Origin of the sequence: Ramlibacter sp., assembly GCA_019635435.1 — a bacterium.
Classification (GTDB): domain Bacteria; phylum Pseudomonadota; class Gammaproteobacteria; order Burkholderiales; family Burkholderiaceae_C; genus JAHBZM01.
Window position 1 is genome coordinate 3,363,273 of sequence record JAHBZM010000001.1, and the last position, 24,759, is coordinate 3,388,031.

The 24,759-nt window shown below is 66.2% G+C and carries 22 protein-coding genes and 1 other RNA gene; 8 read left to right on the forward strand and 15 right to left on the reverse strand.

Annotated features, from left to right (window positions below; all coding sequences use genetic code 11):
* Positions 1 to 8: 8 nt before the first annotated feature.
* From ntrC to KF796_16260, 9 genes are all read right to left on the reverse strand, one after another.
* Positions 9 to 1,520, reverse strand: coding sequence for a nitrogen regulation protein NR(I) (gene ntrC, locus KF796_16220; protein ID MBX3588181.1), 1,512 nt, complete (start codon positions 1,518 to 1,520; stop codon positions 9 to 11).
* 38 nt (positions 1,521 to 1,558) lie between these two features.
* Positions 1,559 to 2,629 (reverse strand): PAS domain-containing sensor histidine kinase, encoded by a 1,071-nt coding sequence (locus KF796_16225; GenBank protein ID MBX3588182.1) that lies wholly within the window; start codon positions 2,627 to 2,629, stop codon positions 1,559 to 1,561.
* A gap of 5 nt (positions 2,630 to 2,634) precedes the next feature.
* Positions 2,635 to 3,165, reverse strand: coding sequence for a hypothetical protein (locus KF796_16230; GenBank protein MBX3588183.1), 531 nt, complete (start codon positions 3,163 to 3,165; stop codon positions 2,635 to 2,637).
* A gap of 138 nt (positions 3,166 to 3,303) precedes the next feature.
* Positions 3,304 to 4,719, reverse strand: a complete 1,416-nt coding sequence (gene glnA, locus KF796_16235) for a type I glutamate--ammonia ligase (protein MBX3588184.1) — start codon at positions 4,717 to 4,719, stop codon at positions 3,304 to 3,306.
* A 205-nt stretch (positions 4,720 to 4,924) separates the two neighbouring features.
* Positions 4,925 to 5,722 (reverse strand): competence/damage-inducible protein A, encoded by a 798-nt coding sequence (locus KF796_16240; GenBank protein ID MBX3588185.1) that lies wholly within the window; start codon positions 5,720 to 5,722, stop codon positions 4,925 to 4,927.
* Between the two features lie 4 nt (positions 5,723 to 5,726).
* Entirely contained in the window at positions 5,727 to 6,623 is an 897-nt protein-coding gene (locus tag KF796_16245; protein MBX3588186.1) for an EI24 domain-containing protein, read from the reverse strand.
* A 52-nt stretch (positions 6,624 to 6,675) separates the two neighbouring features.
* A complete protein-coding gene (locus KF796_16250; GenBank protein MBX3588187.1) occupies positions 6,676 to 7,632 on the reverse strand; it encodes a sterol desaturase family protein in 957 nt (318 codons plus the stop codon).
* A gap of 8 nt (positions 7,633 to 7,640) precedes the next feature.
* Positions 7,641 to 8,483: a polysaccharide deacetylase family protein gene (locus KF796_16255; protein MBX3588188.1), complete on the reverse strand. Its 843-nt coding sequence runs from the start codon at positions 8,481 to 8,483 to the stop codon at positions 7,641 to 7,643.
* Positions 8,449 to 9,405 carry a YncE family protein gene (locus KF796_16260; protein ID MBX3588189.1) on the reverse strand — a complete coding sequence of 319 codons (957 nt, stop codon included), beginning with the start codon at positions 9,403 to 9,405 and terminating at the stop codon, positions 8,449 to 8,451. Before KF796_16260 ends, KF796_16255 begins: the two co-directional genes overlap by 35 nt.
* 106 nt (positions 9,406 to 9,511) lie before the next feature.
* On the opposite strand from KF796_16260, the gene KF796_16265 reads away from it, so the two are divergent.
* A complete protein-coding gene (locus KF796_16265) occupies positions 9,512 to 10,291 on the forward strand; it encodes an alpha/beta hydrolase (protein MBX3588190.1) in 780 nt (259 codons plus the stop codon).
* On the opposite strand, the gene KF796_16270 is transcribed toward KF796_16265, so the two are convergent.
* The 6 genes from KF796_16270 to KF796_16295 form a co-directional block, all read right to left on the reverse strand.
* Complete coding sequence (locus tag KF796_16270; GenBank protein ID MBX3588191.1) at positions 10,281 to 11,003, reverse strand: 16S rRNA pseudouridine(516) synthase; 723 nt, start codon at positions 11,001 to 11,003, stop codon at positions 10,281 to 10,283. The genes KF796_16265 and KF796_16270 overlap by 11 nt on opposite strands.
* Before the next feature lie 4 nt (positions 11,004 to 11,007).
* Complete coding sequence (locus KF796_16275) at positions 11,008 to 11,733, reverse strand: ribonuclease activity regulator RraA (protein MBX3588192.1); 726 nt, start codon at positions 11,731 to 11,733, stop codon at positions 11,008 to 11,010.
* Positions 11,734 to 11,808: 75 nt separating this feature from the next.
* Positions 11,809 to 12,194, reverse strand: a transfer-messenger RNA (tmRNA) gene (ssrA, locus tag KF796_16280).
* 13 nt (positions 12,195 to 12,207) lie between these two features.
* Positions 12,208 to 12,882: an HAD-IA family hydrolase gene (locus KF796_16285; GenBank protein MBX3588193.1), complete on the reverse strand. Its 675-nt coding sequence runs from the start codon at positions 12,880 to 12,882 to the stop codon at positions 12,208 to 12,210.
* Positions 12,882 to 13,595, reverse strand: coding sequence for a bifunctional 2-polyprenyl-6-hydroxyphenol methylase/3-demethylubiquinol 3-O-methyltransferase UbiG (ubiG, locus tag KF796_16290; protein ID MBX3588194.1), 714 nt, complete (start codon positions 13,593 to 13,595; stop codon positions 12,882 to 12,884). The genes KF796_16285 and ubiG overlap by 1 nt, the downstream gene beginning before the upstream one ends.
* Positions 13,596 to 13,664: 69 nt before the next feature.
* Complete coding sequence (locus KF796_16295; GenBank protein ID MBX3588195.1) at positions 13,665 to 14,333, reverse strand: OmpA family protein; 669 nt, start codon at positions 14,331 to 14,333, stop codon at positions 13,665 to 13,667.
* A 223-nt stretch (positions 14,334 to 14,556) separates the two neighbouring features.
* Here KF796_16295 and gyrA point away from each other — a divergent pair, with 223 nt between their 5' ends.
* The 7 genes from gyrA (at position 14,557) to KF796_16330 (ending at position 24,725) form a co-directional block, all read left to right on the forward strand.
* A complete protein-coding gene (gene gyrA, locus KF796_16300) occupies positions 14,557 to 17,196 on the forward strand; it encodes a DNA gyrase subunit A (protein ID MBX3588196.1) in 2,640 nt (879 codons plus the stop codon).
* A gap of 72 nt (positions 17,197 to 17,268) precedes the next feature.
* The gene (gene serC / locus KF796_16305) at positions 17,269 to 18,378 is read left to right on the forward strand and encodes a 3-phosphoserine/phosphohydroxythreonine transaminase (GenBank protein MBX3588197.1); all 1,110 of its coding nucleotides are present in this window, start codon (positions 17,269 to 17,271) and stop codon (positions 18,376 to 18,378) included.
* Between the two features lie 11 nt (positions 18,379 to 18,389).
* Positions 18,390 to 19,472, forward strand: coding sequence for a prephenate dehydratase (pheA, locus tag KF796_16310; GenBank protein ID MBX3588198.1), 1,083 nt, complete (start codon positions 18,390 to 18,392; stop codon positions 19,470 to 19,472).
* An 80-nt stretch (positions 19,473 to 19,552) separates the two neighbouring features.
* Positions 19,553 to 20,434, forward strand: a complete 882-nt coding sequence (locus KF796_16315; protein ID MBX3588199.1) for a prephenate dehydrogenase/arogenate dehydrogenase family protein — start codon at positions 19,553 to 19,555, stop codon at positions 20,432 to 20,434.
* Between the two features lie 37 nt (positions 20,435 to 20,471).
* Entirely contained in the window at positions 20,472 to 22,502 is a 2,031-nt protein-coding gene (locus KF796_16320; GenBank protein ID MBX3588200.1) for a bifunctional 3-phosphoshikimate 1-carboxyvinyltransferase/cytidylate kinase, read from the forward strand.
* A gap of 153 nt (positions 22,503 to 22,655) precedes the next feature.
* Positions 22,656 to 24,344: a 30S ribosomal protein S1 gene (gene rpsA / locus KF796_16325; GenBank protein MBX3588201.1), complete on the forward strand. Its 1,689-nt coding sequence runs from the start codon at positions 22,656 to 22,658 to the stop codon at positions 24,342 to 24,344.
* 75 nt (positions 24,345 to 24,419) lie between these two features.
* On the forward strand, positions 24,420 to 24,725 hold the full coding sequence (locus KF796_16330) for an integration host factor subunit beta (GenBank protein ID MBX3588202.1): 306 nt from the start codon (positions 24,420 to 24,422) through the stop codon (positions 24,723 to 24,725).
* The last annotated feature ends 34 nt before the right edge of the window (positions 24,726 to 24,759 follow it).

Consider the following 24,759-nt stretch of genomic DNA (forward strand, 5'->3'; position numbering starts at 1 on the left):
ACATCACCCTACTCCAGGCCGAGTTCCTGGATCTTGCGGGTGATGGTGTTGCGGCCGATGCCCAGCTTCTGCGCCGCTTCAATGCGGCGGCCACGCGTGTTGGCCAGCGCCGTGAGGATGAGCTTGGACTCAAAGCGCTTGGTGAGTTCATCCCACACGTCATGCCGCCCCGAGGCGAGCAACTCCTGCGCTTCCACTTCCAGGCCCGATTCCCACGCGGTGCCGTTGAGCGGCCCGCCCAGGTGCGGCAGCGGCGCATCGGCATGTGAATCGGTTCCATCCTCCAACGCCGGCAGCGGCATGGCGCGGGCGGGGGCATCGGCCCGCCCCGCAGGCTCGGCCGGCGCCGCTTCGGGCAGGGCCGCGACCTCGGGCGGCAGGTCCTTGGCCTCGATCACCTGGGCCGGCGCCATGACGGTGAGCCAGTGGCAGATGTTCTCGAGCTGGCGCACATTGCCAGGGAAGCTGAAGCTGCTCAACCGCGCCAGCGCGGCGTCGGAAATGCGCTTGGGTTCCACGCCCAGCTGCTTGGCGCTTTGCTGCAGGAAATGGCGCGTGAGCATGGGCACGTCTTCGCGCCGGTCGCTCAGGCGCGGCAGGCGCAGGCGGATCACGTTGAGGCGGTGAAACAGGTCTTCGCGGAACACGCCTTCCTTGACGCGCAGCTCCAGGTCCTGGTGGGTGGCCGCGATCACGCGCACATTGGCCTTGACCGAGCTGTGGCCGCCCACGCGGTAAAAGTGCCCGTCAGACAACACGCGCAGCAGGCGGGTCTGCAGGTCAAACGGCATGTCGCCGATTTCGTCGAGGAACAGCGTGCCGCCCTCGGCCTGCTCGAAGCGCCCGCGCCGCATGGTCTGGGCGCCGGTGAAGGCACCGCGCTCATGGCCAAACAGCTCGCTCTCGAGCAGGTCCTTGGGAATGGCCGCGGTGTTGATGGCCACAAAGGGGCCGTTGGCGCGCGGCGAATGCTTGTGCAGCGCGCGCGCCACCAGCTCCTTGCCCGAGCCCGATTCGCCGGTGATCATCACCGTGACATTGCTCTGGCTGAGCCGGCCAATGGCGCGAAACACGTCCTGCATGGCCGGTGCCTGCCCGAGCATCTCGGGGGCCGCGCTCATGCGCTCCTCGGCCACTTCCTCGCGCTGGCTTTCCTCCACGGCGCGGCGGATCAGTTCAACCGCCTTGGGCAGGTCAAAGGGCTTGGGCAGGTATTCAAACGCGCCGCCCTGGAAGGCGCTCACGGCGCTGTCCAGGTCGGAGAACGCGGTCATGATGATGACCGGCAGGCCGGGGTGTTTCTCCTTGACCTTGGCCAGCAGGTCCAGGCCCGAGCCGCCCGGCATGCGGATGTCACTCACCAGGATTTGCGGGCCGTCCTCGTCGCTCGCGCCCTCCAGCGCCGCCAGCACTTCGCGCGGGTTGGTGAAGCTGCGCGTGGGCAGGTCTTCGCGCAACAGCGCCTTCTCCAGCACGAAGCGGATCGATTGGTCATCGTCAACTATCCAGATCGGCTTCATGTATTTTTGTCACCTCAGGTCAAACGGCTGTCGCTATGTCATGGCAACGGAATCAAGATCTTGAAGTCCGTCCGGCCGGGCACGCTGTCGCACTCGATCAGACCATGATGCTGCTGCACAAAGGTTTGCGCCAATGTCAGCCCCAGCCCCGAACCGCCCTCGCGCCCTGACACCAGCGGATAGAAGATGCGGTCCTTGATCGAGTCCGGTACACCGGGCCCGTTATCCATGACATGCAATTCCAGTGCCAGTCGATAGCGTTGCTTTCCAAATGTCACTTGTCTGGCGATGCGGGTACGGAATACCAACTGCGCGTCGCCTGCATGGATGCGCTCGGCCAGGGCCTGGCAGGCGTTGTGCGCGATGTTCAGCACGGCCTGGATCAGTTGCTCGCGGTCGCCGCGGAACTCGGGGATCGAGGTGTCGTATTCGCGGCTGACCCTGAGCCCGCGCGGGAACTCCGCCAGGATCAGCGAGCGCACGCGCTCACAGACCTCGTGGATGTTCACGTCCCCCACCACATGCGGGCGACGGTGCGGCGCCAGCAGGCGGTCCACCAGCGTCTGCAGCCGGTCGGCCTCGTGGATGATGACCTGGGTGTATTCGGTGAGGCCGGGATCGATCTCCAGCTGCAGCAGCTGCGCCGCGCCGCGGATGCCACCCAGCGGGTTCTTGATCTCATGGGCCAGGTTGCGGATCAGCTCCTTGTTGGCCTGGGCCTGGTCGATCAGGCGCTCCTCGCGGTCCTGCTTGGCCTGGGCCTCCAGCGGCAGCAGCTCGACGATGATCTCGCCGGGTCGCTCGGTCTGGGCCACGATGACATGCACGGGCAATGGCTCGTGATTCAGCCGCCGCAGCCAGGCGTCGTAGCGCAGCGCCGCAAACTCGTTGCTGCCCGCGCCTTCCAGCGCGTTCTGCAGGATGTGCGGTTCGGTGAAGCAGTCGGGCAACGGAGAACCCTCGATCATGCGGCGCGAGGTGCCCAGGGCATCCTCGAGCGCGGCATTGGCAAAGAGGACGGTGCCGTCGCCACGAACCACGGCCACCAGGGTGGCCAGCAGGTCGAACGACTGAAAACGGGGGAAGGTGGGGGGGCGGGCTTGTTCCAAGCCGCCTATTTTGCCCCGGCGCGGCTCAATTCGCGGCGGATGCCGGCGATATCGCTCTCGTTGCGGGCGATGCTGGCCTTGAGCTCGGCCACGCGGTCCAGGTACTTCTGGTAGTTCTTGGTTTCGGGACCCAGCTTGTCGGGCTCGCCGTTGTTGTATTCCTTGGACAGCTCGGCCTGGCGCGCCTCGGCTTTCTTGAGTTCGGCTTCCAGGATGGCGCGGGCATCGTTGTCACGGGCGCGCTGCTCGCCGCTGTCCACGCGCTGGTTGCCGGCAGGCGCATTGGTGGCCACGCGCACCGTGGCCGGCGCGGCCACGCGAGTGCCTTCCACCACGGTCACATTGCCGCCTTCGACAAGCCGGCAGCCACGGCTTTGCGCCATGGCGGCATTGTTGGTGTATTCGTTGCCGCACCGGAAGATGCGGTTCTGGCTGCTCTGGCTGCTCTGGCCGCTCTGGGCGTTCGGAACGTTCTGGGCATGGCTGTTCGCTACCAAAAGCGTAGCAGCCAACGTGATCAATACAGGGTACTTCATGCTTTCTCCTCGCATCCAAAAAATGCAGGGACGGTCTGCCAGTATCGTCCAATCAGGCGAGAAAGCAAAATCCGGGAAATGTCCCCAAAGAAAAAGGACGGCTTTCGCCGTCCTTTTTTTGCCACAGACTGTAAAAATTTACAGTGAGTAGTACATGTCGAATTCGACCGGGTGCGTCGCCATGCGGAAGCGCGTGACTTCCTGCATCTTGAGCTCGATGTAGGCGTCGATCATGGTGTCGGTGAACACGCCACCCTTGGTCAGGAACGAACGGCCCTTGTCGAGGTACTCCAGCGCCTGGTCGAGGCTGTGGCACACGGTCGGGATCTTCGCGTCTTCCTCGGGCGGCAGGTGGTACAGGTCCTTGGTGGCGGCTTCGCCGGGGTGGATCTTGTTTTCCACGCCGTCCAGGCCGGCCATCATCAGGGCCGAGAAGCCGAGGTAGGGGTTGCACAGCGGATCGGGGAAGCGCGCCTCGATGCGGCGGCCCTTGGGGTTGGCCACGAACGGGATGCGAATCGAGGCCGAGCGGTTCTTGGCCGAGTAGGCCAGCTTCACCGGGGCTTCGAAGCCGGGCACCAGGCGCTTGTAGCTGTTGGTGCCGGGGTTGGTGATGGCGTTCAGGGCACGGGCGTGCTTGATGATGCCGCCGATGTAGTACAGCGCGAAATCGCTCAGGCCGGCGTAGCCGTCACCGGCGAACAGGTTCTTGCCGTCCTTCCAGATGGACTGGTGCACGTGCATGCCGGAACCGTTGTCGCCCACGATGGGCTTGGGCATGAAGGTGGCGGTCTTGCCATAGGCGTTGGCCACGTTCTGCACCACGTACTTGAGCAGCAGCGTCCAGTCGGCGCGCTGGACCAGCGTGCTGAACTTGGTGCCGAGTTCGTTCTGGCCGGCGCCAGCCACTTCGTGGTGGAACACTTCGACCGGCACGCCCAGCGATTCGAGGATCAGGGACATCTCGGCGCGCATGTCCTGCGTGCTGTCAACCGGGGGCACGGGGAAGTAGCCGCCCTTGACGGCGGGGCGATGGCCCTTGTTGCCGCCTTCGAGCTTCTTGCCGGTGTTCCACGGAGCCTCGTACTCGTCGATCTTGTAGAAGGTGCCCGACATGTCGCTGTTCCAGCGCACGTCGTCAAAAATGAAGAACTCGGGTTCCGGGCCGAAGAAGGCGGTGTCGCCCAGGCCCGTGGACTTGAGGTAGGCCTCGGCGCGCTTGGCGATGGAGCGCGGGTCGCGGTCATAGGCCTTGCCGTCGGTGGGGTCGAGCACGTCGCAGCTCATGAACAGCGTCGTTTCTTCGTAGAACGGATCGATGTTGGCGGTGTTCGCGTCCGGCATGAGCAGCATGTCGGAGGCTTCAATGCCCTTCCAGCCCGCAACGGAAGAACCGTCAAACGCATGGCCCGACGCAAACTTGTCTTCGTCAAAGTGCGAAACGGGCACGGTGACGTGCTGCTCCTTGCCACGGGTGTCGGTGAAGCGGAAGTCAACAAACTTGACTTCGTTTTCCTTCACCATCTTCATCACGTCTGCGACGGTCTTTGCCATCAGGATCTCCTGGGTTGGATGGTTGTTAAAAAAAGAGGACGAGCAACGAATGCAGTTTTTGTGCCAAAGCTGGTGCATCCGGCTGTGTGCGAACGGGGGTCATTGTGCCCTGACTTGAAGGCGTTTCCCCGCAGGGAATCTGCAATTTTCAGAGGTCGCTCTATTTTGGTGCAAAGCTGTTTTGCACCGTTTTGGGTCATTCTTGCTAACGCACCAATTCAGGGCCAAGCCGCGCGCCGAAGCCGACCAGCCCGGTGAGCAGCGCCGGATACGCATCGGCCACCTGTGCCGGCGCGCCCTTGACGCCCAGTTCGATATGGCGCCCGTATTCGGGGTGGTCCACGCTGGGCAGGCTGAAGACCTTGACCCCCTGGTGGTTGCGTTCGATGTCCTCCATGAGCGGGGTCAGCGTGGCCTCCATGGCGCCAAACACGATCACCGATCGCTCGGCCCAGGCCGCCTGGCGGAACAGGTGCGGGTAATGGTGGTCCAGCACCCATTCGATCATGGGCCAGGCCATGACCGGAAAGCCCGGCACGAAGTGGACGGCGCCCAGGCTGAAGCCGGGAATCTTGTTGTACGGGTTGGGGATGATGCGCGCGCCCTGCGGAAACACCCCCATGTTGAGCCGGTGGATGTTGTCGGGCCGGTCGGGCTCGTAGGCGATGCCCTGCTCGCGCGCCGTGTCGCGCATGCGCTCACGGATCAGCGCCTCGGCCTCGGGGTGCAACGCCAGGGGCACCGCCAGCGCCCGCGCCGCGCACTGGCGGGTGTGGTCGTCTGGCGTGGCGCCTATGCCCCCGCAGGAAAACACCACATCGCCCGATTCAAAGGCACGCTTGAGCGTGGCGGTGATGCGGTCTGGCGCATCGCCCACGTATTCGGCCCAGTCCAGGCTCAGGCCGCGCGCGGCGAGCAGTTCGATGACCTTGGGCATGTGCTTGTCGGCGCGCTTGCCCGAGAGGATTTCATCGCCCACGATCACCAGCCCCACGCGGGCCATGGCATCAGACGGCTGGGGGATGGATGGCGGGCTGGGCGGGAGAGGCAGGTTCATTCGACCATCCTGGAAGAGGGGTGGCAGGAGCGGCAAAGCCCCCTGTGGGGGGTGGGTCGGCGCGCAGGCGCTCGAGCGCAGCCAGGCAGTAATGCGAGAACCACAGGGATGAGAACGCGAAGACCAGGGTGTAGATCCAGATGGCCACCGGGACCAGCACCACAAAGGCCGCGGCAAACAGCGCCCCCGAAGCCCACACCACGCTGGGCGCCGCGCCCAGGTACCCCGTGAGGATGCCAATGCCCAGCAGCGCACCACGGTGGCGGCGGAAAATCTCGCGCCGCTCGTCCTTGCTGGCATGTTCGGCCAGCGCATCAAAGGTCATCACGCGGTAGGTCAGCCAGCCCCAGATCAGGGGCGGCAACACCAGGATCAGCGGCGGAACCAGCCACAGGGGGATGGACACGACCAGCGCCACGGCGGCCAGCAGCGTCGAGCCGAAGGACCACGCCAGGCTGAGCCACAGGGAGCCGCCCTTCTTGCGCTCCAGCAGTGGAAAGCGCCGCTCGGCCACCATGGCCACCAGTGCCGGGGTCATGGAGACGGCCACCACCACCAGGGACAGCAGCACGATCATCGGGGTGACGGCAAAGATCACGATCAATGGCGCGGCCACGGTCTTGAGGTCGCCCGCGCCCATGCCCTGCAGCCAGGACCAGAAGCTGCCCATCAGGTCCGACGAGCCCAGCAGCTCGAAGACCCAGTCAATCGCCGGTTGCCAGTAGAAGTAGCCCAGTCCCAGCGCCAGGGCCACCATCAGCACCAGCGGCAGGAACGACAGCGCAATGACGCGGGGGAACAGGCAATAGGCCGCCGCACGCCAGAAGGAGTCGAGAAACAGGCTCATGGCGCGAGCATAGCGCGTTGCCCCGCCCGCCACCGCGCTCCATCCTGACGCCTCAGCCCCGCCCCACGAGCCGCTTCAGTCCCAGCCACTGCTGGGCCCAGAAACCGCGGCCATAGTCACGCCCCTGCTCGACCTGGTCGCGCACGCCGGTGGCGTCGTAGCGGTGCTCAAAGTTGGCGGTGCCAAACAGCATGTCCCACCACGGTAGCAGCACGCCAAAGTTATGCCCTCCCAGCGTGCCGCGGCCAGCGGTCTCATGGCCGATGCCGATGCTGTGGTGCAGCCGGTGAAAACGCGGACTGATCCACAGCCGTTCTCCCACCCGGCCAAACCACAGCCGCAGGTTGGCGTGCTGCAGGCTTTCACTGAGCTGGGTGAAGGCCACCACGGCCACGAACTGGCCCGGCGGGACGCCGATGAGCTGCGCCAGCACCACGATCAGCGTGTCACGCAGCAGGTCGTCGAGCAGGTGGTTGCGGTTGTCGCTCCACATGGTCATCTGGCGCTGCGCATGGTGCAGTGAATGCAGGCTCCACCACCAGTTGAACGCGTGCTGCCCGCGGTGGATCCAGTAGTCAGCAAAGTCAAACACCACCAGGTACAGCGCGAAATTCAGCCAGGGCACATCGGTCACGCCCGGCCAGAGTTCCCCCAGATGCAGCGTGGGCAGGCCGGCGACGCGCAGCATGCCGAAGAAGTCGTCAAACAGCGGGTCCACGGTGAAGAAGAGCGCCACGCGAAACACACCCAGCCGGTGGATCAGCGTGTACAGGATGTCGGTGCGGATGGTGGCGCGGTCGGTCACGGGCTCGACCGGGCGCCAGCGCTGCAGCGCGCCAATGACCACCACCAGCACCGCGATCTGCACCAGCCCCACCAGCATCCAGCCCGTGCCCACGTAGGCATCCTCGAGCAGGCCCCCCAGCCCGAGCGCGTACACCAGCGGCTGCACCGCGCTTTCAAACAGCCATTGCTGGGCCGCGAGGAAGGCATCGCCAAGCCAGTCCATGTGCGGCCTCACCCGTGCGCGGCAATCCAGGCCCGGTAGGCCGGATGCTCGCGCAGCGTTTCAAAACAGAAGCCTCGGGCCTTGAGCCCGACGATCAGCGGCTCCAGAACGGCGGGTGCCCAGGCGTCCTTGCGTGACCAGATGCCCAGATGGGCCAGCAGGATGTCGCCGCCGCGGATGTCGCGCAGCGCCTTTTGCAGCAAAGCCTGATTGCTGAATTTTTCGCTGGGCAATTCGTCCCCGAGAAAGCCGGCGGGCGCCCAGCCCACATGGGCGTAGCCACAGGCGCGGGCCGCAGCCAGCAGGGCCGGCGAGGTCTTGCCACCGGGCGCCCGGAACAGCGGCAGCGGCTTCCTGCCCGTGAGGGCCAGCAGCCGCTGCGAGGAACGGTCGATCTCGGCGCAGTACTCGGCCGCGGTCCACTCCAGATCGCGGCCCTCCTGGGGGCCGGCCGAGGGCCGCATCCGGAACCGCGGCACGGCGCCGGGCAGGTCGGCCCGCCAGTACACGTGGTCCCAGGTGTGGGAGGCAAACTCATGGCCTTCGGCGGCGCGGGCTTTCCACCAGGACGCCCAGTGCTCGCCGAGGCTGCCGTCGCCCGCCTGGGTGCGCTCGTTGGCGGCAAAGAATGTGACATGCACCTGCTGGCGCTGCAACACGTCCGCCACCAGCGGCGCCACGGCCATGTGGCCGGTGTCAAAGGTCAGATAGAGCGGCTTTTTGCAGGCATTTGGGGCGCCAGTCCTTGCTGCGTGGGCACTTCCTGCTACCAGAAAGATAGCAAGCAAAGCCCCCGCCCGCCATCGCCCGAGACGTTCAGCGGGGCATGTGGTCAAGCGTCCAGACACCATGGGGAGATTTTCCAACATTCACCTGGCGCACCACCTTCTGCTGCTCGGTGTCGATCACGGTGAGCTTGCGGGCCCAGCGCGAGGTGACCAGCAGCAGCTTGCCGCCAGTCATGACCTCCATGCAGTCGGGCCCGCCCGGCGCGGGGTAGCTGGCCACCACCTCCAGCGTCTGCAGATCGATCTTGCTGATGGTGTTGGCCACGCGGTTGCTCAGGTAGACATGGCGCCGGTCGCCGGTGGCGCGAAACGCGTGCGCACCGTCGCCGGTCCGGATTTTTTTCAGCAGCCGCGGCGCCTTGCCGGTCACGTCGTACACCTCCACGCTGTCGCTGCCGGTCAGGCCGACCAGCAGCTTGCTGTCATCGGCCGTGCCGTACAGGTCGGCGGGCATGGTGCCGGTGCGGGTGCGCCACTTGAGGTTCTGGCTCGCCAGGTCGATGGCCACCAGCTCGTCGCTGTCCTGCATGGTCACAAACGCCGTGGTGCTGCGGCTGTCGATCCAGATGTGGCTGGGCGTCTTGGCGGTGGAGACGCGCCGGGCCAGCGTCATGTCCTTGCCGTCCCAGCGATAGATGTCGACGTGGTTGAGCCGGTTGGCCGCCGTCAGGAACCATTTCATGTCGGGGGAAAAGCGCAGCTGGTACGGGTCCAGAATGCCGCGCACCGTGCGCTGGACCTCGGCCGTGCGGGGGTCGACGAAAGTCAGCGAATCGCCCAGCGCATTGGCGATGATCAGCGATCTTTCATCGGGCGTCAGGTACAGGTGGTGCGGCTCCTTGCCGGTCGCGATGCGCCGGGTTTCCTTCCAGGTCTGGGGGTCGATCACGCTGACACTCGCATCCAGCGAATTCAGCACGAAGATCGGCGACGTCTGGGCCTGCGCAAACAGGGGAGCCGCCGTCAGCAGCACAAGCGCCACCAACGCGGCAAAACGGGAAGAAAACGTCACGGACAAACCAGTTCAAGGGCCAACCCGAGAGTGTAGCCGGGCCCCTGCCCGCCGCAGCCCCTTCCCGTAACATGGCGCCATGCAAAGCGTGGACATCAACGGCGTGAGGCTCGAAGTGCGGCAGATTCCGGGCGGCCCGCTCCCTCCCCTGGTTTTCCTGCACGAAGGCCTGGGCAGCGTGGCCTTGTGGCAGGGTCGCGACGGTTTCTGGCCCGAGGCGGTGTGCGCGGCCACCGGCCGCCCCGGCCTGGTCTGGTCACGCCGTGGCTACGGCCAGTCCGACCCGGTTCCCGATGTGCGGGGCGCGGGCCGCCTCCAGCCCGACTACATGCACCGCGAGGCCTGGGAGGTCTTGCCGGCCTTGCTGGCGCAATTGGGCATCGTCCGGCCCGTGCTGCTGGGCCATTCCGACGGCGGCAGCATCGCCTTGCTGCACGCCAGCCGCCACCCCGTCGAGGCCTGCATCGTCATGGCACCGCACGTGATCGTCGAGGACGTGTCGGTGCGCTCCATCGAGCAGGCGCGGGACGCATTCGAATCAGGCGGCCTGCGCGAGCGGCTGGCGCGCTACCACGCCGATGTAGACGGGGCCTTCTGGCAATGGAACGACATCTGGCTCAGCCCGGCCTTCCGGTCATTTGACATCCGTGAAGACTGCCGGCGCATCAGCGCGCCCGTGCTGGCACTGCAGGGCGAGGACGATGTCTACGGCACGCTGCGGCAGATCGAAGAGATCGCCCCCACCAGCGGCCCCTTCCGCATGGAAGTCATCGCGGCCTGCGGGCATTCGCCGCACCGTGACCAGCCGGCGCTGACCACCCGGCTGGTGGCGCAATTCCTGGCCGGGCTCAGCCGCTGACCAGGGCCAGGTCCGCCGGAGTCAGCCAGCGCCATTGCCCCGGCGCCAGGTCTTCGGGAAGCGCCAGGCCTCCAATGCGCGATCGGTGCAAGCCCTCCACCCGGTTGCCGACCGCCGCCAGCATGCGCTTGACTTGATGGTATTTGCCCTCGGTCAGGGTCAGGCGCAGGTGCAGTGGCGACACCGCCTCGCAGGCCGCCGCGGCCACCGGCCGGGGGTCGTCGTCGAGCACCACACCACCCAGAAGGCGCTGCACCTGGACATCATCCACGGGGTGCTTGGTGACCACCTCGTACACCTTGGGGACATGGTGGCGCGGCGAGCTCATGCGGTGGATGAATTTGCCATCGTCGGTCAGCAGCAGCAGCCCGGTGGTGTCCTGGTCCAGCCGGCCCACGGCCTGCACGCCCTGCACGGCCCCCTTTTGCGGCCGCTGCCGCAACGGGGCGGGCAGCAGGGTGTAGATGCTGGGCCAGGCCGACGGCTTCTGGGAGCATTCGGTGCCGGCCGGCTTGTGCAGCATCACGTAGGCCGGGGCATGAAATTCCCAGGCTTCCCCACGCACGCTGAAGCGCAGGCCCGAAGGCTCAACTTCCATGCCCGCGTCGGTGCAGGAGACGCCCTCCACGCTGACCAGCCCCTGCTGGATCAGGCCCGCGCAGATGCGGCGGGTGCCAAAGCCCTGCGAATAGAGCGCGTCCTCCAGCTTCATCGGTTCAGCCGGCCTCGCGCTTCCAGGCTTCGTATTTGGCCTTGTTGTCTTCGTTGGGCGGGTACAGGCCCGGCAGCGCCACGCCCTGGTCGACCTGCGCCATGATCCAGCCCTCCAGACGCTCCTGCTCAACGGCGGCGGCCATGACCTCGTCGAGCAGGGCCGCCGGAATGAGCACGGCGCCATCGGTGTCCACCACCACCACATCGTTGGGGAAAACCGCCACGCCACCGCAACCCACCGGATCCTGCCAGTTGACAAAAGTCAGGCCCGCCACCGAAGCCGGGGCCGCCGTGCCCTGGCACCAGACCGGCAGGCCGGTGCCCAGGACACCCGCCAGGTCACGCACCACGCCATCGGTCACGAGTCCCGCCACCCCGCGTTTGGCCATGCGGGCGCACAGGATGTCACCGAAGATGCCGGCGTCGGTCACGCCCATGGCATCCACCACGGCGATCACGCCCTCGGGCATGGCCTCGATGGCGGCGCGGGTGGAGATGGGCGCGCCCCAGGAGGCGGGTGTTGCCAGGTCCTCGCGCGCCGGGACGAAACGCAGGGTGAATGCCCGCCCAACCAGGCGCGGCTGATCCGCGCGAAGGGGACGCGTCCCGCGCATCCAGACGTTGCGCAGCCCTTTTTTCAGCAGCACGGTGGTCAGGGTGGCGGTCGTCACGCCCTTGAGCGTTTCGACGACGGCGGGGTCCAGCGCAAGGACAGCTGTGGATGACATGACGGCTCCTGAAACAACAAGAGGACACAAGGAAAAAGCCGCCAGCGATGGCACGCTGGCGGCTTGACCCGGATATGGTGGAGCTGGGGGGAATTGAACCCCCGTCCGCAAGCCTTCTTCGCACAGTTCTACATGTTTAGCCGTCTGGTTTGGATCTCGCTTCCTGTGCCGCGCAGCGGCACGCTGCACAGGACGCCAGCAACCTATTTTCTCGTTCCATGCCAAGTTACCCGACACGGAACCAGCCTATGAAATTATCTTTGCAGCCGGGAGCCTGTGGCTTGCGCCAAGACCCCTTGCCCAGCCCATAGGCCTGCTGTTGCAAAGCTCACCGGCAATTAAGCGGCGAGTGCGAAACGTTCGTCGTTTGCAGTTAGTTTGTTTGAATCTGATTTACGAGCACATTCAGCTCGACATGCCCTGCCACGCGTCCGAACCCACGTCGAAACCAGTGCAGCCCCGGGAAAAGGTATTTTAGGCCCTCGGGCCCGATTGCAAGAGCGACAGCAATTCAAGCGGGCTGTGAATGTGGGCATGGGCCCCCCATTGCCGGGTGTCGCCGTTGCGGCCGAGGTAGCCGTAGGTGGCGGCCACCGTGCCCATGCCCGCGGCCAGCCCGGCCACCACGTCGCGTTCATCGTCCCCCACATAGAGGCAGGCCGCCGGGGCCAACCCCAGCTGGCGGGCAGCCTCCAGCAGTGGCGCGGGGTGCGGCTTGGCATGGGGCGTGGAGTCACCCCCCACCACCGTGCCGGCCGTGGCAAACAGCGGCATGCCGCGCGTGAGCGGCCCGGCGAAGCGCATGGACTTGTTGGTCACGACACCCCAGGCCAGGCCCATGCCATGCAGTTGACCGAGCAGTTCAGGCACACCGTCAAAGGCCCGCGTGAGCTCGGTCATGCGGCGCTCGTAGTTGACGAAGAACTCCTCGCGCATCGCGTCATAGTCCGGGTGGGCAGGCGTCATGTCAAAAGCGATGCCCAGCATGCCACGCGCCCCGGCGCCGGCCATGGGCCGGTAGCGCTCCAGCGGCAATGAGGCCAGGCCCCGCGCCACGCGCATCTGGTCAGCGGCGGCGCCCAGGTCTGGCGCGCTGTCAATCAGGGTGCCATCCAGGTCAAACAGGACTGCCTCAACCCCCGCGAACATCACGCGCCCGCCTTGTGGGTGGCCACCAGGTAATTGACGCTGGTGTCGCCCGACAGCCAGTACCTGCGGGTCAGCGGGTTGTGCTCCAGACCGCGGGTGGCGCGAAGATCCAGGCCACTGGCCCGGATCCAGCCCGCCAGTTCGCTGGGCCGGATCAGCTTTTCGTATTCATGCGTGCCGCGCGGCAGCAGGTTGAGCACATATTCCGCGCCCACGATGGCCAGAAGAAAGGCCTTCGCATTGCGGTTGATGGTGGAAAAAAACACCCAGCCCCCGGGTTGGACCAGGGCTGAACAAGCCCGCACGACCGAGGCCGGGTCGGGCACGTGTTCGAGCATTTCCATGCAGGTCACCACGTCGAAGCTGGCCGGCATCTCGGCGGCCAGCGCCTCCACGCTGACCTCGCGGTAGGCAACGCCAGGGGTTTGTGCCTCCAGCGCATGCAGCTGCGCCACCTTGAGCGCGCGAGCGGCCAGGTCGATGCCCAGCACCTCGGCACCGCGACGCGCCATGGCATCGGCCAGAATGCCGCCGCCGCAGCCCACGTCCAGCACACGGCGGCCCGCCAATGGCGCCAGCCCCTCGATCCAGCCCAGCCGCAGCGGGTTGATCTGGTGCAGGGGCCGGAATTCGCTGTCCGGGTCCCACCAGCGATGCGCCAGCTCCGAGAACTTGGCGATTTCCGCTGGGTCGACGTTCACAGTGTCACTCATGCGACCATTTTCCTTCAGGCCATGAAAAAAGCCCCGTTGCCGGGGCTTTTTGAAGCAATCCGGGAAGGATTACTTGTTGGAGCGGGTACCGACCACTTCGATTTCCACGCGACGGTTCTTCGCACGGCCTTCGGCGGTCTTGTTGTCGGCCACGGGCTGCTTTTCGCCCTTGCCTTCGGTGTACACGCGGTTCTTCTCGATGCCCTTGGACACGAGGTAGGCCTTGACGGCTTCAGCGCGGCGGACCGACAGCTTCTGGTTGTAGGCATCGGAGCCCACGGAGTCGGTGTGACCCACGGCAATGATGACTTCCAGGTTGATGCCCTTGACCTTGTCGGTCAGGTCGTCCAGCTTGGCCTTGCCTTCGGGCTTCAGGACCGACTTGTCGAAGTCGAAGAAGGCGTCGGCGGCGTAGGTCACCTTGGTGGCCGCAGCGGGAGCAGCTGGCGCGGGCGCCGGCGCAGCGGCAGCAGGTGCCGGCGCCGCGGCGGCGGGAGCCGGTGCCGGAGCGGCAGCCGGAGCAGGTGCCGGAGCCATGGCAGCCTTGATGGCGCCATCGCAGCTGGCAGCTGCGGTAGCAGGCGTCCAGTTGGCATCGCGCCAGCACAGTTCGTTGGTGCCGTTCTTCCAGACGAGTTCGGAGGTGCCGTTGCGCCAGTTATCGATCGACTGGGCGCCAGCGGCGGTTGCGAGCGCAGCGGAGGCAAACAACATCGCCACTTTGTTCAGTTTCTTCATGGTTCTCCTCTTGGGGAAAAAGCCGCAGCCGCGCTGCGATACAAGACGATTAAGGTGACCATCACCAAAAGCGTTGGGACAATTGTGCCACACGTCCTTACACACGCAACGGTTATCGGCTCAGGTCCACGTAGGACAAAACCGCTTCGCTGCCATATGTTGCTGTATCGCTACAGCCTGTTACCCGTAAAATTGCGCTCTTTTCGCCGCCACATCGCCCTTCATGACCCAGTTCGCCAAAGAAACCCTGCCCATCAGTCTTGAAGAGGAAATGCGGCGCAGCTACCTCGACTACGCGATGAGCGTGATCGTGGGCCGGGCGCTGCCGGATGCGCGCGACGGCCTCAAGCCGGTGCACCGGCGCGTGCTGTACGCCATGCACGAGCTGAACAACGACTGGAACCGGCCCTACAAGAAGTCGGCCCGCATCGTGGGCGACGTGATCGGTAAATACCATCCCCATGGCGACCAGTCGGTCTACGACACCATCGTGCGGCTGGCGCAGGACTTTTCCATGCGTCACATGCTGGTCGATGGCCAGGGCAATTTCGGCTCGGTGGACGGCGACAACGCGGCGGCGATGCGCTACACCGAGATCCGCCTGGCCAAGATCGCCCACGAGATGCTGGCCGACATCGACAAGGAGACCGTCGACTTCGGCCCCAACTACGATGGCAGCGAGAAGGAACCACTGGTCCTGCCCAGCAGGCTGCCCAACCTGCTGGTCAATGGCTCGGGCGGCATTGCCGTGGGCATGGCCACCAACATCCCGCCCCACAACCTCAATGAGGTGGTGGACGGCTGCCTGCACCTGCTGCGCCACCCCGAGGCCACCATCGACGAGCTGATGGAGATCATCCCGGCCCCGGACTTCCCCACGGCCGGCATCATCTACGGCATCAATGGCGTGCGCGATGGCTACCGCACCGGACGCGGCCGCGTCGTGATGCGCGCCAGGTGCCATTTCGAGGACATCGACAAGGGCGCGCGCCAGGCCATCATCGTCGACGAGCTGCCCTACCAGGTCAACAAGAAGACGCTGCAGGAGCGCATGGCCGAACTGGTCAACGAGAAGAAGATCGAGGGCATCAGCCACATCCAGGACGAGTCCGACAAGTCGGGCATGCGCCTGGTGATCGAGCTCAAGCGCGGCGAGGTGCCCGAGGTGGTGCTCAACAACCTGTACAAGCAGACGCAGCTGCAGGACACCTTCGGCATCAACATGGTGGCGCTGATCGACGGCCAGCCGCGCCTGTGCAACCTCAAGGACCTGATCAAGGTCTTCCTGCAGCATCGCCGCGAGGTGGTGACGCGGCGCACCGTGTTCGCGCTGCGCAAGGCACGCGAGCGCGGCCACGTGCTCGAGGGCCTGGCCGTGGCGCTGGCCAACATCGACGAGTTCATCCGCATCATCCGCGAATCGCCCACGCCGCCGGTCGCCAAGACCGAGCTGATGGCCCGCCCCTGGGACAGCAAGCTGGTGCGCGAGATGCTCACCCGCACCCGCGCGGACGGCGGCGTGATCAACGCCGATGACTACCGCCCCGACGGGCTGGAGCGCGCCTTCGGCATGGGCAGCGACGGCCTGTACCGCCTGTCCGAGACCCAGGCCCAGGAAATCCTGCAGATGCGCCTGCAGCGCCTGACCGGCCTGGAGCAGGACAAGATCGTCGCGGAATACAAGGAAGTGATGGCCGAGATCGAGGACCTGCTCGACATCCTGGCCAAGCCCGAACGCGTGTCCACCATCATTGGCGACGAGCTGGCCACGGTACGCCAGGAATTCGGCCAGACCAAGCTGGGCGCACGCCGCAGCGTGGTCGAGCACAACGCCCAGGACCTGGCCACCGAGGACCTGATCACGCCCACCGACATGGTGGTCACGCTCAGCCACACCGGCTACATCAAGAGCCAGCCGCTGTCCGAGTACCGCGCCCAGAAGCGCGGCGGCCGCGGCAAGCAGGCCACCGCCACCAAGGAAGACGACTGGGTCGACCAGCTGTTCATCGCCAACACGCACGACTGGATCCTGTGCTTTTCCAACCGCGGCCGGCTCTACTGGCTCAAGGTCTGGGAAGTGCCGGCGGGTTCGCGCGGCTCGCGCGGCCGGCCCATCGTCAACATGTTCCCCCTGCAGGAGGGCGAGAAGATCAACGTGGTGCTGCCGCTGACGGGCGAGTTCCGCAGCTTCCCGGCCGACCACTACGTCTTCATGGCCACCTCCATGGGCACGGTCAAGAAGACCGCGCTGGACGAGTTCAACAACCCGCGCAAGGGCGGCATCATTGCCGTCAACCTTGACGACGGCGACTACCTCATTGGCGCCGCGCTGACCGATGGCCAGCACGACGTGATGCTGTTCTCCGACGGCGGCAAGGCCGTGCGCTTCGACGAGGACGACGTTCGCCCGCTGGGCCGCAACGCCCGCGGCGTGCGCGGCATGATGCTGGAGGACGGCCAGAGCGTGATCGCCATGCTGGTGGCCGAGGACGAGCAGCAGTCCGTGCTCACCGCCACGGTCAACGGCTACGGCAAGCGCACGCCGATTGGGGAATACACGCGCCACGGCCGCGGCACCAAGGGCATGATCGCGATCCAGCAGAGCGAGCGCAACGGCAAGGTCGTGGCGGCCACGCTGGTCCATGCCGACGACGAGATCATGCTGATCACCGACAAGGGCGTGCTGGTGCGCACCCGCGTCAGCGAGATCCGCGAACTCGGCCGCGCCACCCAGGGCGTCACGCTGATCGGCCTGGACGAGGGCTCCAAGCTCAGCGGCCTGCAGCGCATCGTCGAAAACGACGCCAACCCGGCCGACGACGAAGGCGACGCGGCCCCGGACGGCGACGCCAGCGAGAGTTGATTGCTATATTTTCAGTAGCACTCCATGCCCGCCCGGTCTGGACTCCAGGCCTTTTCTCCTTGAAATTGTCGAATGAACCGCCCTTACAACTTCGCCGCCGGCCCCGCCGCCATTCCGCCTGAGGTGCTGCAGCAGGCAGCCGCCGAAATGCTCGACTGGCATGGCAGCGGCATGGGCGTGATGGAAATGAGCCACCGCGGGCGCGAGTTCATCTCGATCTACGAGCAGGCCGAGGCCGACCTGCGCGAGTTGCTGGCCGTGCCCTCGAACTTCCGCATCCTGTTCATGCAGGGCGGCGGCCTGGCCGAAAACGCCATCGTGCCGCTGAACCTCTCGCACGCGGCCACGGCCGACTACGTGGTCACCGGCAGCTGGAGCCAGAAGTCGCAGAAAGAGGCCCGCAAGTACTGCAGCCAGGTGCACATCGCCGCCAGCAACGAGGCCGATGGCCACACCAGCCTGCCCGCGCCGGCGGGCTGGGACCTGAGCACGGGCACCCGCTATGTGCAGGTCTGCACCAACGAGACCATCCACGGCGTGGAGTTCCACGAGCTGCCCGACCTGAAGGCCCTGGGCTGCGATGCGCCGCTGGTGATCGACTTTTCCTCGCACGTGGCTTCGCGGCCCGTGGACTGGTCGCGCGTGGGCCTGGCCTTCGGCGGCGCCCAGAAAAACCTGGGCCCGGCCGGCGTCACCCTGGTGGTGGTGCGCGACGACCTGCTGGGCCACGCCCTGCCGATCTGCCCCAGCGCCTTCGACTACAAGGTCGTGGCCGAGCACCAGTCCATGTACAACACGCCGCCCACCTGGGCCATCTACATCGCCGGCCTGACCTTCCAGTGGCTCAAGCGGCAAACCGAGGGCGGCGCAAGCGGCGTGGCGGCCATGGAGCGGCGCAACATGGCCAAGGCGGCCCTGCTGTACGACTTCATCGATGGTTCGGCGTTTTACGCCAACAAGGTTGCCAAAAACTGCCGCTCGCGCATGAACGTGCCCTTCTTCCTGGCCGACGAATCGCGCAATGATGACTTCCTGGCCGGCGCGAAGGCGCGCGGGCTGTTGCAGCTCAAGGGCCACAAGTCGGTGGGCGGCATGCGCGCCAGCATCTACAACGCCATGCCGCTGGCCGGTGTGCAGGCGCTGGTGGACTACATGCGAGAATTTGAGCAAAAGAACACCTGAATTTTCGCGACATGCCCCAATCCCTTGCCGACCTCCGCACGCAGATCGACGCCGTCGACGGCGAGCTGCTCACGCTGCTGAACCGCCGGGCGGCACTGGCCAATGAAGTCGGAGAGATCAAGCGCGCGGAGGGTTCGGCCGTGTTCCGGCCCGAGCGCGAAGCGCAGGTCATCAATGGCCTGCAGGCCGCCAACCCCGGCCCGCTCAAGGCCGCCAACGTGGCCACCATCTGGCGCGAAGTCATGTCGGCCTGCCGTGCCCTGGAGGCGCCGCAGCGCGTGGCCTACCTGGGCCCGGCCGGCACCTTCAGCGAGCAGGCCGCGGTGCAGTTCTTTGGCTCCAGCATCGAGCATGTGCCCTGCGTGAACTTTGACGAGGTGTTCCATGCCGCCACGGCGGGCACGGCCGACTTCGGCGTGGTTCCGGTGGAGAACAACACCGAGGGCGTGGTCACCCGCTCGCTCGACCTGCTGCTGCAGTCGCCGCTGCACATCGTGGGCGAGATCAGCCTGCTGGTGCGTCACCACCTGCTGCGCCTGTCCAAGTCACTGGATGGCGTGGAGGTCGTGCTGGCCCACCCCCAGGCCCTGGCGCAGTGCCAGGGCTGGCTCACCAAGCACCTGCCCCAGGCGGAGCGCCGGGCCGTGTCCAGCAATGCCGAGGGGGCCCGTCAGGCCGCCGGCAACCCGACCTGGGCCGCCATTGCGAGCGAGCGCGCCGGCAGCGAGTTCGGCCTGCACATTGCGGCGCACGCGGTGCAGGATGACGCCTTCAACCGCACCCGCTTCGCCGTGATCTGCCTGCCGCAAACCCTGGCCGCGCCGCAGGCCTCGGGCCGCGACTGCGTGAGCCTGATCGTGTCGGTGCCCAACAAGCCCGGGGCGGTGCACGACATCCTGGTGCCGCTCAAGGCCCACGGGGTCTCGATGACGCGCTTCGAGTCGCGCCCCGCGCGCTCCGGCCAGTGGGAATACTATTTCTACATTGACGTGCAGGGCCACCCCACCGAGCCGCATGTGGCGGCCGCGCTGCGCGACCTGCAGGGCCTGTGCGCCTTCTACAAGGTGCTGGGCACCTACCCCGTGGGTGAATGACATGGTGCCCGCCATCCCCCTTCTTTCCGGCCTCCAGGGGCCCAGCCTCCCTCGGGGCGGCCCTTCGGGAGTGCTGACTGATGTTTGAACAACTGGGACTGATCGGCTGTGGCCTGATGGGCGGCTCGTTCGCGCTGGCGCTCAAGCGCGCCGGGCTGGTCAAGCGCGTGGTCGGCTACAGCAAGTCCCCGTCCACCACCGAGCGCGCGCGCCAGATGGGCGTGATCGATGTGGAGGCGCCCTCGGCGCTGCTGGCCGTGTCGGGGGCCGACATCGTGCTGCTCGCCGTGCCGGTGTCCGCCACCGAGGCCACGCTCAAGGCCATCAAGCACCTGATCACTGCCAACACCCTGATCATGGACGTGGGCTCGACCAAGCGCGACGTGGTCGATGCGGCGCGCCGCGTGCTCGGCGTCCACGTGGCGACCTTTGTGCCGGCCCATCCGGTGACCGGCAAGGAAGTGTCCGGCGTCGACCACGCCGACCCCGACCTTTACAACGGCAAGCAGGTCATCCTCACGCCGATCGAGCGCACCATGACCGCCAAGCTCCAGCAGGCGGTGGACGTGTGGACGGCCCTGGGCAGCAAGGTGATCCAGATGTCGCCGGAATCGCATGACGCGGCCTTTGCCGCCGTCAGCCACCTGCCCCACCTCGTGGCTTTCGCGCTCATAAACGGCATCACCAACCAGCCGCACGGGCGCGACTACCTGTCGCTGGCCGGCCCGGGCTTCCGCGACTTCACGCGCATTGCCGCGAGCGACCCCAAGATGTGGCGCGACGTGCTGCTGGCCAACCGCGAAGAGCTGCTGAGCCAGTCCAAGAAGTTCCGCGACGCGCTGCACTCGCTGGAAATCATGATCCAGAGCGGCAACTCCGATGCGCTGGAAGGCCTGGTCCGGCAGGCCAGCGACACCCGGGCCCACTGGCGCATGGGCGCCCCCGCCAAGAAATCAACATGAAAGTCATGCCGGCGGCTGGGCTGCCGCGCCGCCGCTGATGTACGCCACCGAGTTCCTCGACCTCCCTCCCCTGGCCCGCGCGGGCGGCACCGTCACCCTGCCCGGCTCCAAGAGCATCTCCAACCGCGTGCTGCTGCTCGCGGCGCTGTGCGAGGGCACCACCGAGATCCATGACCTGCTGGACTCCGACGACACCCGCGTGATGCTGGCCGCGCTGCGCCAGCTGGGCTGTGGCGTGGCCCACGAAGGCGCGCTGGTCCGCATCACCGGGCTTGGCGGGCGGGCACCGGCCTCGCCGGCCAGGCTTTTCATGGGCAATGCCGGCACCGCCATGCGCCCGCTCACCGCCGCGCTGGCGGTGCTGGGCGGCGAGTTCGAGCTCAGCGGCGTGCCGCGCATGCACGAGCGGCCCATTGGCGACCTGGTGGACGCCTTGCGCCAACTGGGCTGCCAGCTCGATTACCTGGGACAGGACGGCTTCCCGCCGCTGCGCATTGACCGGCCGGCGCTGGCGCTGCAGGCGCCCATCCAGGTGCGCGGTGACGTGTCCAGCCAGTTCCTGACCGCCCTGCTCATGGCGCTGCCCCTGGTGGCGCAGGGCGACGTGGTGATCGAGGTGGTGGGCGAGCTGATCTCGCGGCCGTACATCGAGATCACCCTCAACCTGCTGGAGCGCTTCGGCATCGCCGTGCAGCGCCCCGGGGGCGCGGACCGCTGGCAGCGCTTCACCATCCCGGCCGGCAGCCGCTACCGTTCACCGGGCGTCGTCCACGTGGAGGCCGACGCCTCGTCCGCCAGCTATTTCATCGCGCTCGGGGCCATCGCGGCGCCAGTGGCCGGCCAGATCGGCCTGAAGATCCAGGGCGTGGGGGCCGACTCGATCCAGGGCGACATCCGCTTCATCGAGGCCGCCCAGGCCATGGGGGCCGTGGTGCGCAGCGGCCCCAACTGGCTCGAAATTTCACGCGGCGAGCCCGGCGCGGGCTGGCCACTCAAGGCCATCGACCTTGACTGCAACCACATCCCCGACGCCGCCATGACCCTGGCGGTCATGGCCCTGTTTGCCGACGGAACCACCACGCTGCGCAACATCGCGAGCTGGCGCGTCAAGGAAACCGACCGCCTCACCGCCATGGCCGTTGAATGCACCAAGCTCGGTGCGACGGTGGCCGAAGGCCCGGACTGGCTGAGCATCACCCCGCCGGCCCAGTGGAAGGCCGCCAGCATCCACACCTACGATGACCACCGGGTGGCGATGTGCTTCTCGCTGGCGGCGTTCAATGCCGACGCCGTGCCCGTTCGCATTGAAGACCCCAAGTGCGTGGCCAAGACCTTCCCCGACTATTTCGAGACCCTGTTCTCGGTGGTCGAGCCCGTGGCGGGCCGGGTGCCTGTGATCTGCGTGGACGGCCCCACGGCCTCCGGCAAGGGCACGCTGGCCGCCACCCTGGCGCAGCAGCTGGGCTACCACTACCTGGATTCGGGCGCCCTTTACCGCGTGACGGCGCTGGCCGCACTGCGCGCCGGCCTGGCCCTGGAACCCGCCCACGAGGCCGCCATTGCCGATCTGGCCCGGCGGCTGCCGGTGCGGTTTGCCGGCGGCCATGTGCTGCTGGACGGGCAGGACGTGAGCGACGCCATCCGCACCGAGGAAGCCGGCATGAACGCCTCGCGGGTCTCCGCCCTGCCCGCCGTGCGCACGGCCCTGGTCGCCCTGCAGCACGGCTTTCGGCGCCTGCCGGGGCTGGTGGCCGATGGCCGCGACATGGGCACCGTGATCTTTCCGGCGGCCCCGCTCAAGCTGTATTTGACGGCCAGCGCCGCCAAGCGTGCCGAACGGCGCCATAAGCAGTTGATTTCAAAGGGTTTTTCAGCTACACTCGACAGTCTTCGGCAAGACTTGGAAGCGCGCGACGCGAGGGATTCGTCCCGCAGCGTGGCCCCTTTGAAGCCTGCCGCAGATGCCTTGTTGCTCGACAACTCGGAGCAGACGGTTGAAGAATCGGTTGCTCAGGTGCTGTCGTGGTGGCAGGACAGGCAGCCGTTCGGGGCCTCCCCGAACAGCTGAAAGGCCCGCACAGCCCCTCTCGCGCGTCAGCGCCCAGGCGGTGCGGTTCATCAACTCCAACCGCGGACCCTTCCGCACAAAACCGCCGTCATCAGTCCTAGAAACAGCAGCAATGGTGCCGCTGGAAACCTGCGTGACGTGCAAGGAAATTCAATGTCTGAATCATTTGCCTCGATGTTCGAAGAATCGCTGCAGCGCTCTGAAATGCGCACCGGCGAAGTGATCACCTCCGAAGTGGTCCGTATCGAACACAGTTTCGTCGTCGTGAACGCCGGCCTCAAGTCCGAAGCCTACGTGCCGATCGACGAGTTCAAGAATGACAAGGGCGAAATCGAAGTCCAGGTGGGCGATTTCGTCTCGGTGGCCATCGACGCCATCGAAAACGGCTATGGCGACACCATCCTGTCGCGCGACAAGGCCAAGCGCCTGGCCTCGTGGATGAGCCTCGAAAAGGCCCTGGAATCCGGCGAATTCGTCACCGGCACCACCAGCGGCAAGGTCAAGGGCGGCCTGACCGTTCTGGTCAACGGCATCCGCGCCTTCCTGCCGGGCTCGCTGATCGACACCCGTCCCATCAAGGACCTGACCCCGTTCGAGAACAAGACCCTGGAATTCAAGGTCATCAAGCTGGACCGCAAGCGCAACAACGTGGTGCTGAGCCGCCGCGCCGTGGTCGAAGCCTCCATGGGCGAAGAGCGCGCCAAGCTGATGGAAACCCTGAAAGAGGGTTCCGTGGTGCGTGGCGTGGTCAAGAACATCACCGAATACGGTGCGTTCGTGGACCTGGGCGGCATCGACGGCCTGCTGCACATCACCGACATGGCCTGGCGCCGTGTCCGCCACCCGAGCGAAGTCGTTCAGGCCGGCCAGGAAATCACCGCCAAGATCCTCAAGTTCGACACCGAGAAGAACCGTGTCTCGCTGGGTCTCAAGCAGATGGGCGACGACCCCTGGATGGGCGTCAACCGCCGCTACCCGCAAGGCACGCGCATGTTCGGCAAGATCACCAACATCGCCGACTACGGCGCGTTCGTGGAACTCGAGCCCGGCATCGAAGGCCTGGTGCACGTCTCCGAAATGGACTGGACCAACAAGAACGTCGCCCCCAGCAAGATCGTCTCGTTGGGTGACGAAGTCGAAGTCATGGTCCTGGAAATCGACGAGGACAAGCGCCGCATCAGCCTGGGCATGAAGCAGTGCAAGGCCAACCCCTGGCAGGAATTCGCGCAGAACACCAAGCGCGGCGACCGCGTCAAGGGCCCGATCAAGTCGATCACCGACTTCGGCGTGTTCGTCGGCCTGGCCGCCGGCATCGACGGCCTGGTCCACCTGTCCGACCTCTCGTGGAACGAGCCCGGCGAAGCCGCCGTGCGCAACTACAAGAAGGGCCAGGAAGTGGACGCCATCGTGCTGGCCGTGGACGTGGACCGCGAGCGCATCAGCCTGGGCATCAAGCAGCTGGACGGCGACCCGTTTGCCACCTTCGTGTCGGTGCACGACAAGGGCTCCGTGGTGTCGGGCAAGGTCAAGACCGTCGACGCCAAGGGCGCCGAGATCGACCTGGGCGAAGACATCATCGGTTACCTGCGCGCCTCGGAAATCTCCCGCGACCGCGTGGAAGATGCCCGCAACGTGCTCAAGGAAGGCGACGAAGTGTCGACCGTGGTCGTCAACATCGACCGCAAGACCCGCAACATCCAGCTCTCGATCAAGGCCAAGGACATGGCTGACGAACAGGGCGCGATGGCCAACCTGAGCCAGCAGTCCTCGCGCGAAAACGCCGGCACGACCAGCCTGGGCGCCCTGCTGCGCGCCAAGCTGGACAACAACGAATCGAAATAAGGTTTGAACCGTTGAGGACAGGGCGGCCCTGCGCATCACGCGTTGGCCGGTCTGTCCCGCAATGTCTTCGATTTCATGACCCGATCCGACCTCGTCGAAGAACTGGCAGCCCGCTTCAGCCAGCTCACGCACCGCGACGCCGAATATGCCGTCAAGACCATTCTTGATGCCATGAGCGACGCCTTGGTGCGCGGACACCGCATCGAGATCCGCGGCTTCGGCAGCTTCTCGATCAACCGCAGGCCGCCCCGCATGGGGCGCAACCCGCGCAGCGGTGAAAGCGTGCACATCCCTGAAAAGCGCGTTCCCCACTTCAAGCCGGGCAAGGCCCTGCGCGAAGCGGTGGACAAGCGCACGGCCGAACTCGAAGCCAAGGGCTGAGACCGATAGAATCTCTTCGTCACTGAGGAGATGG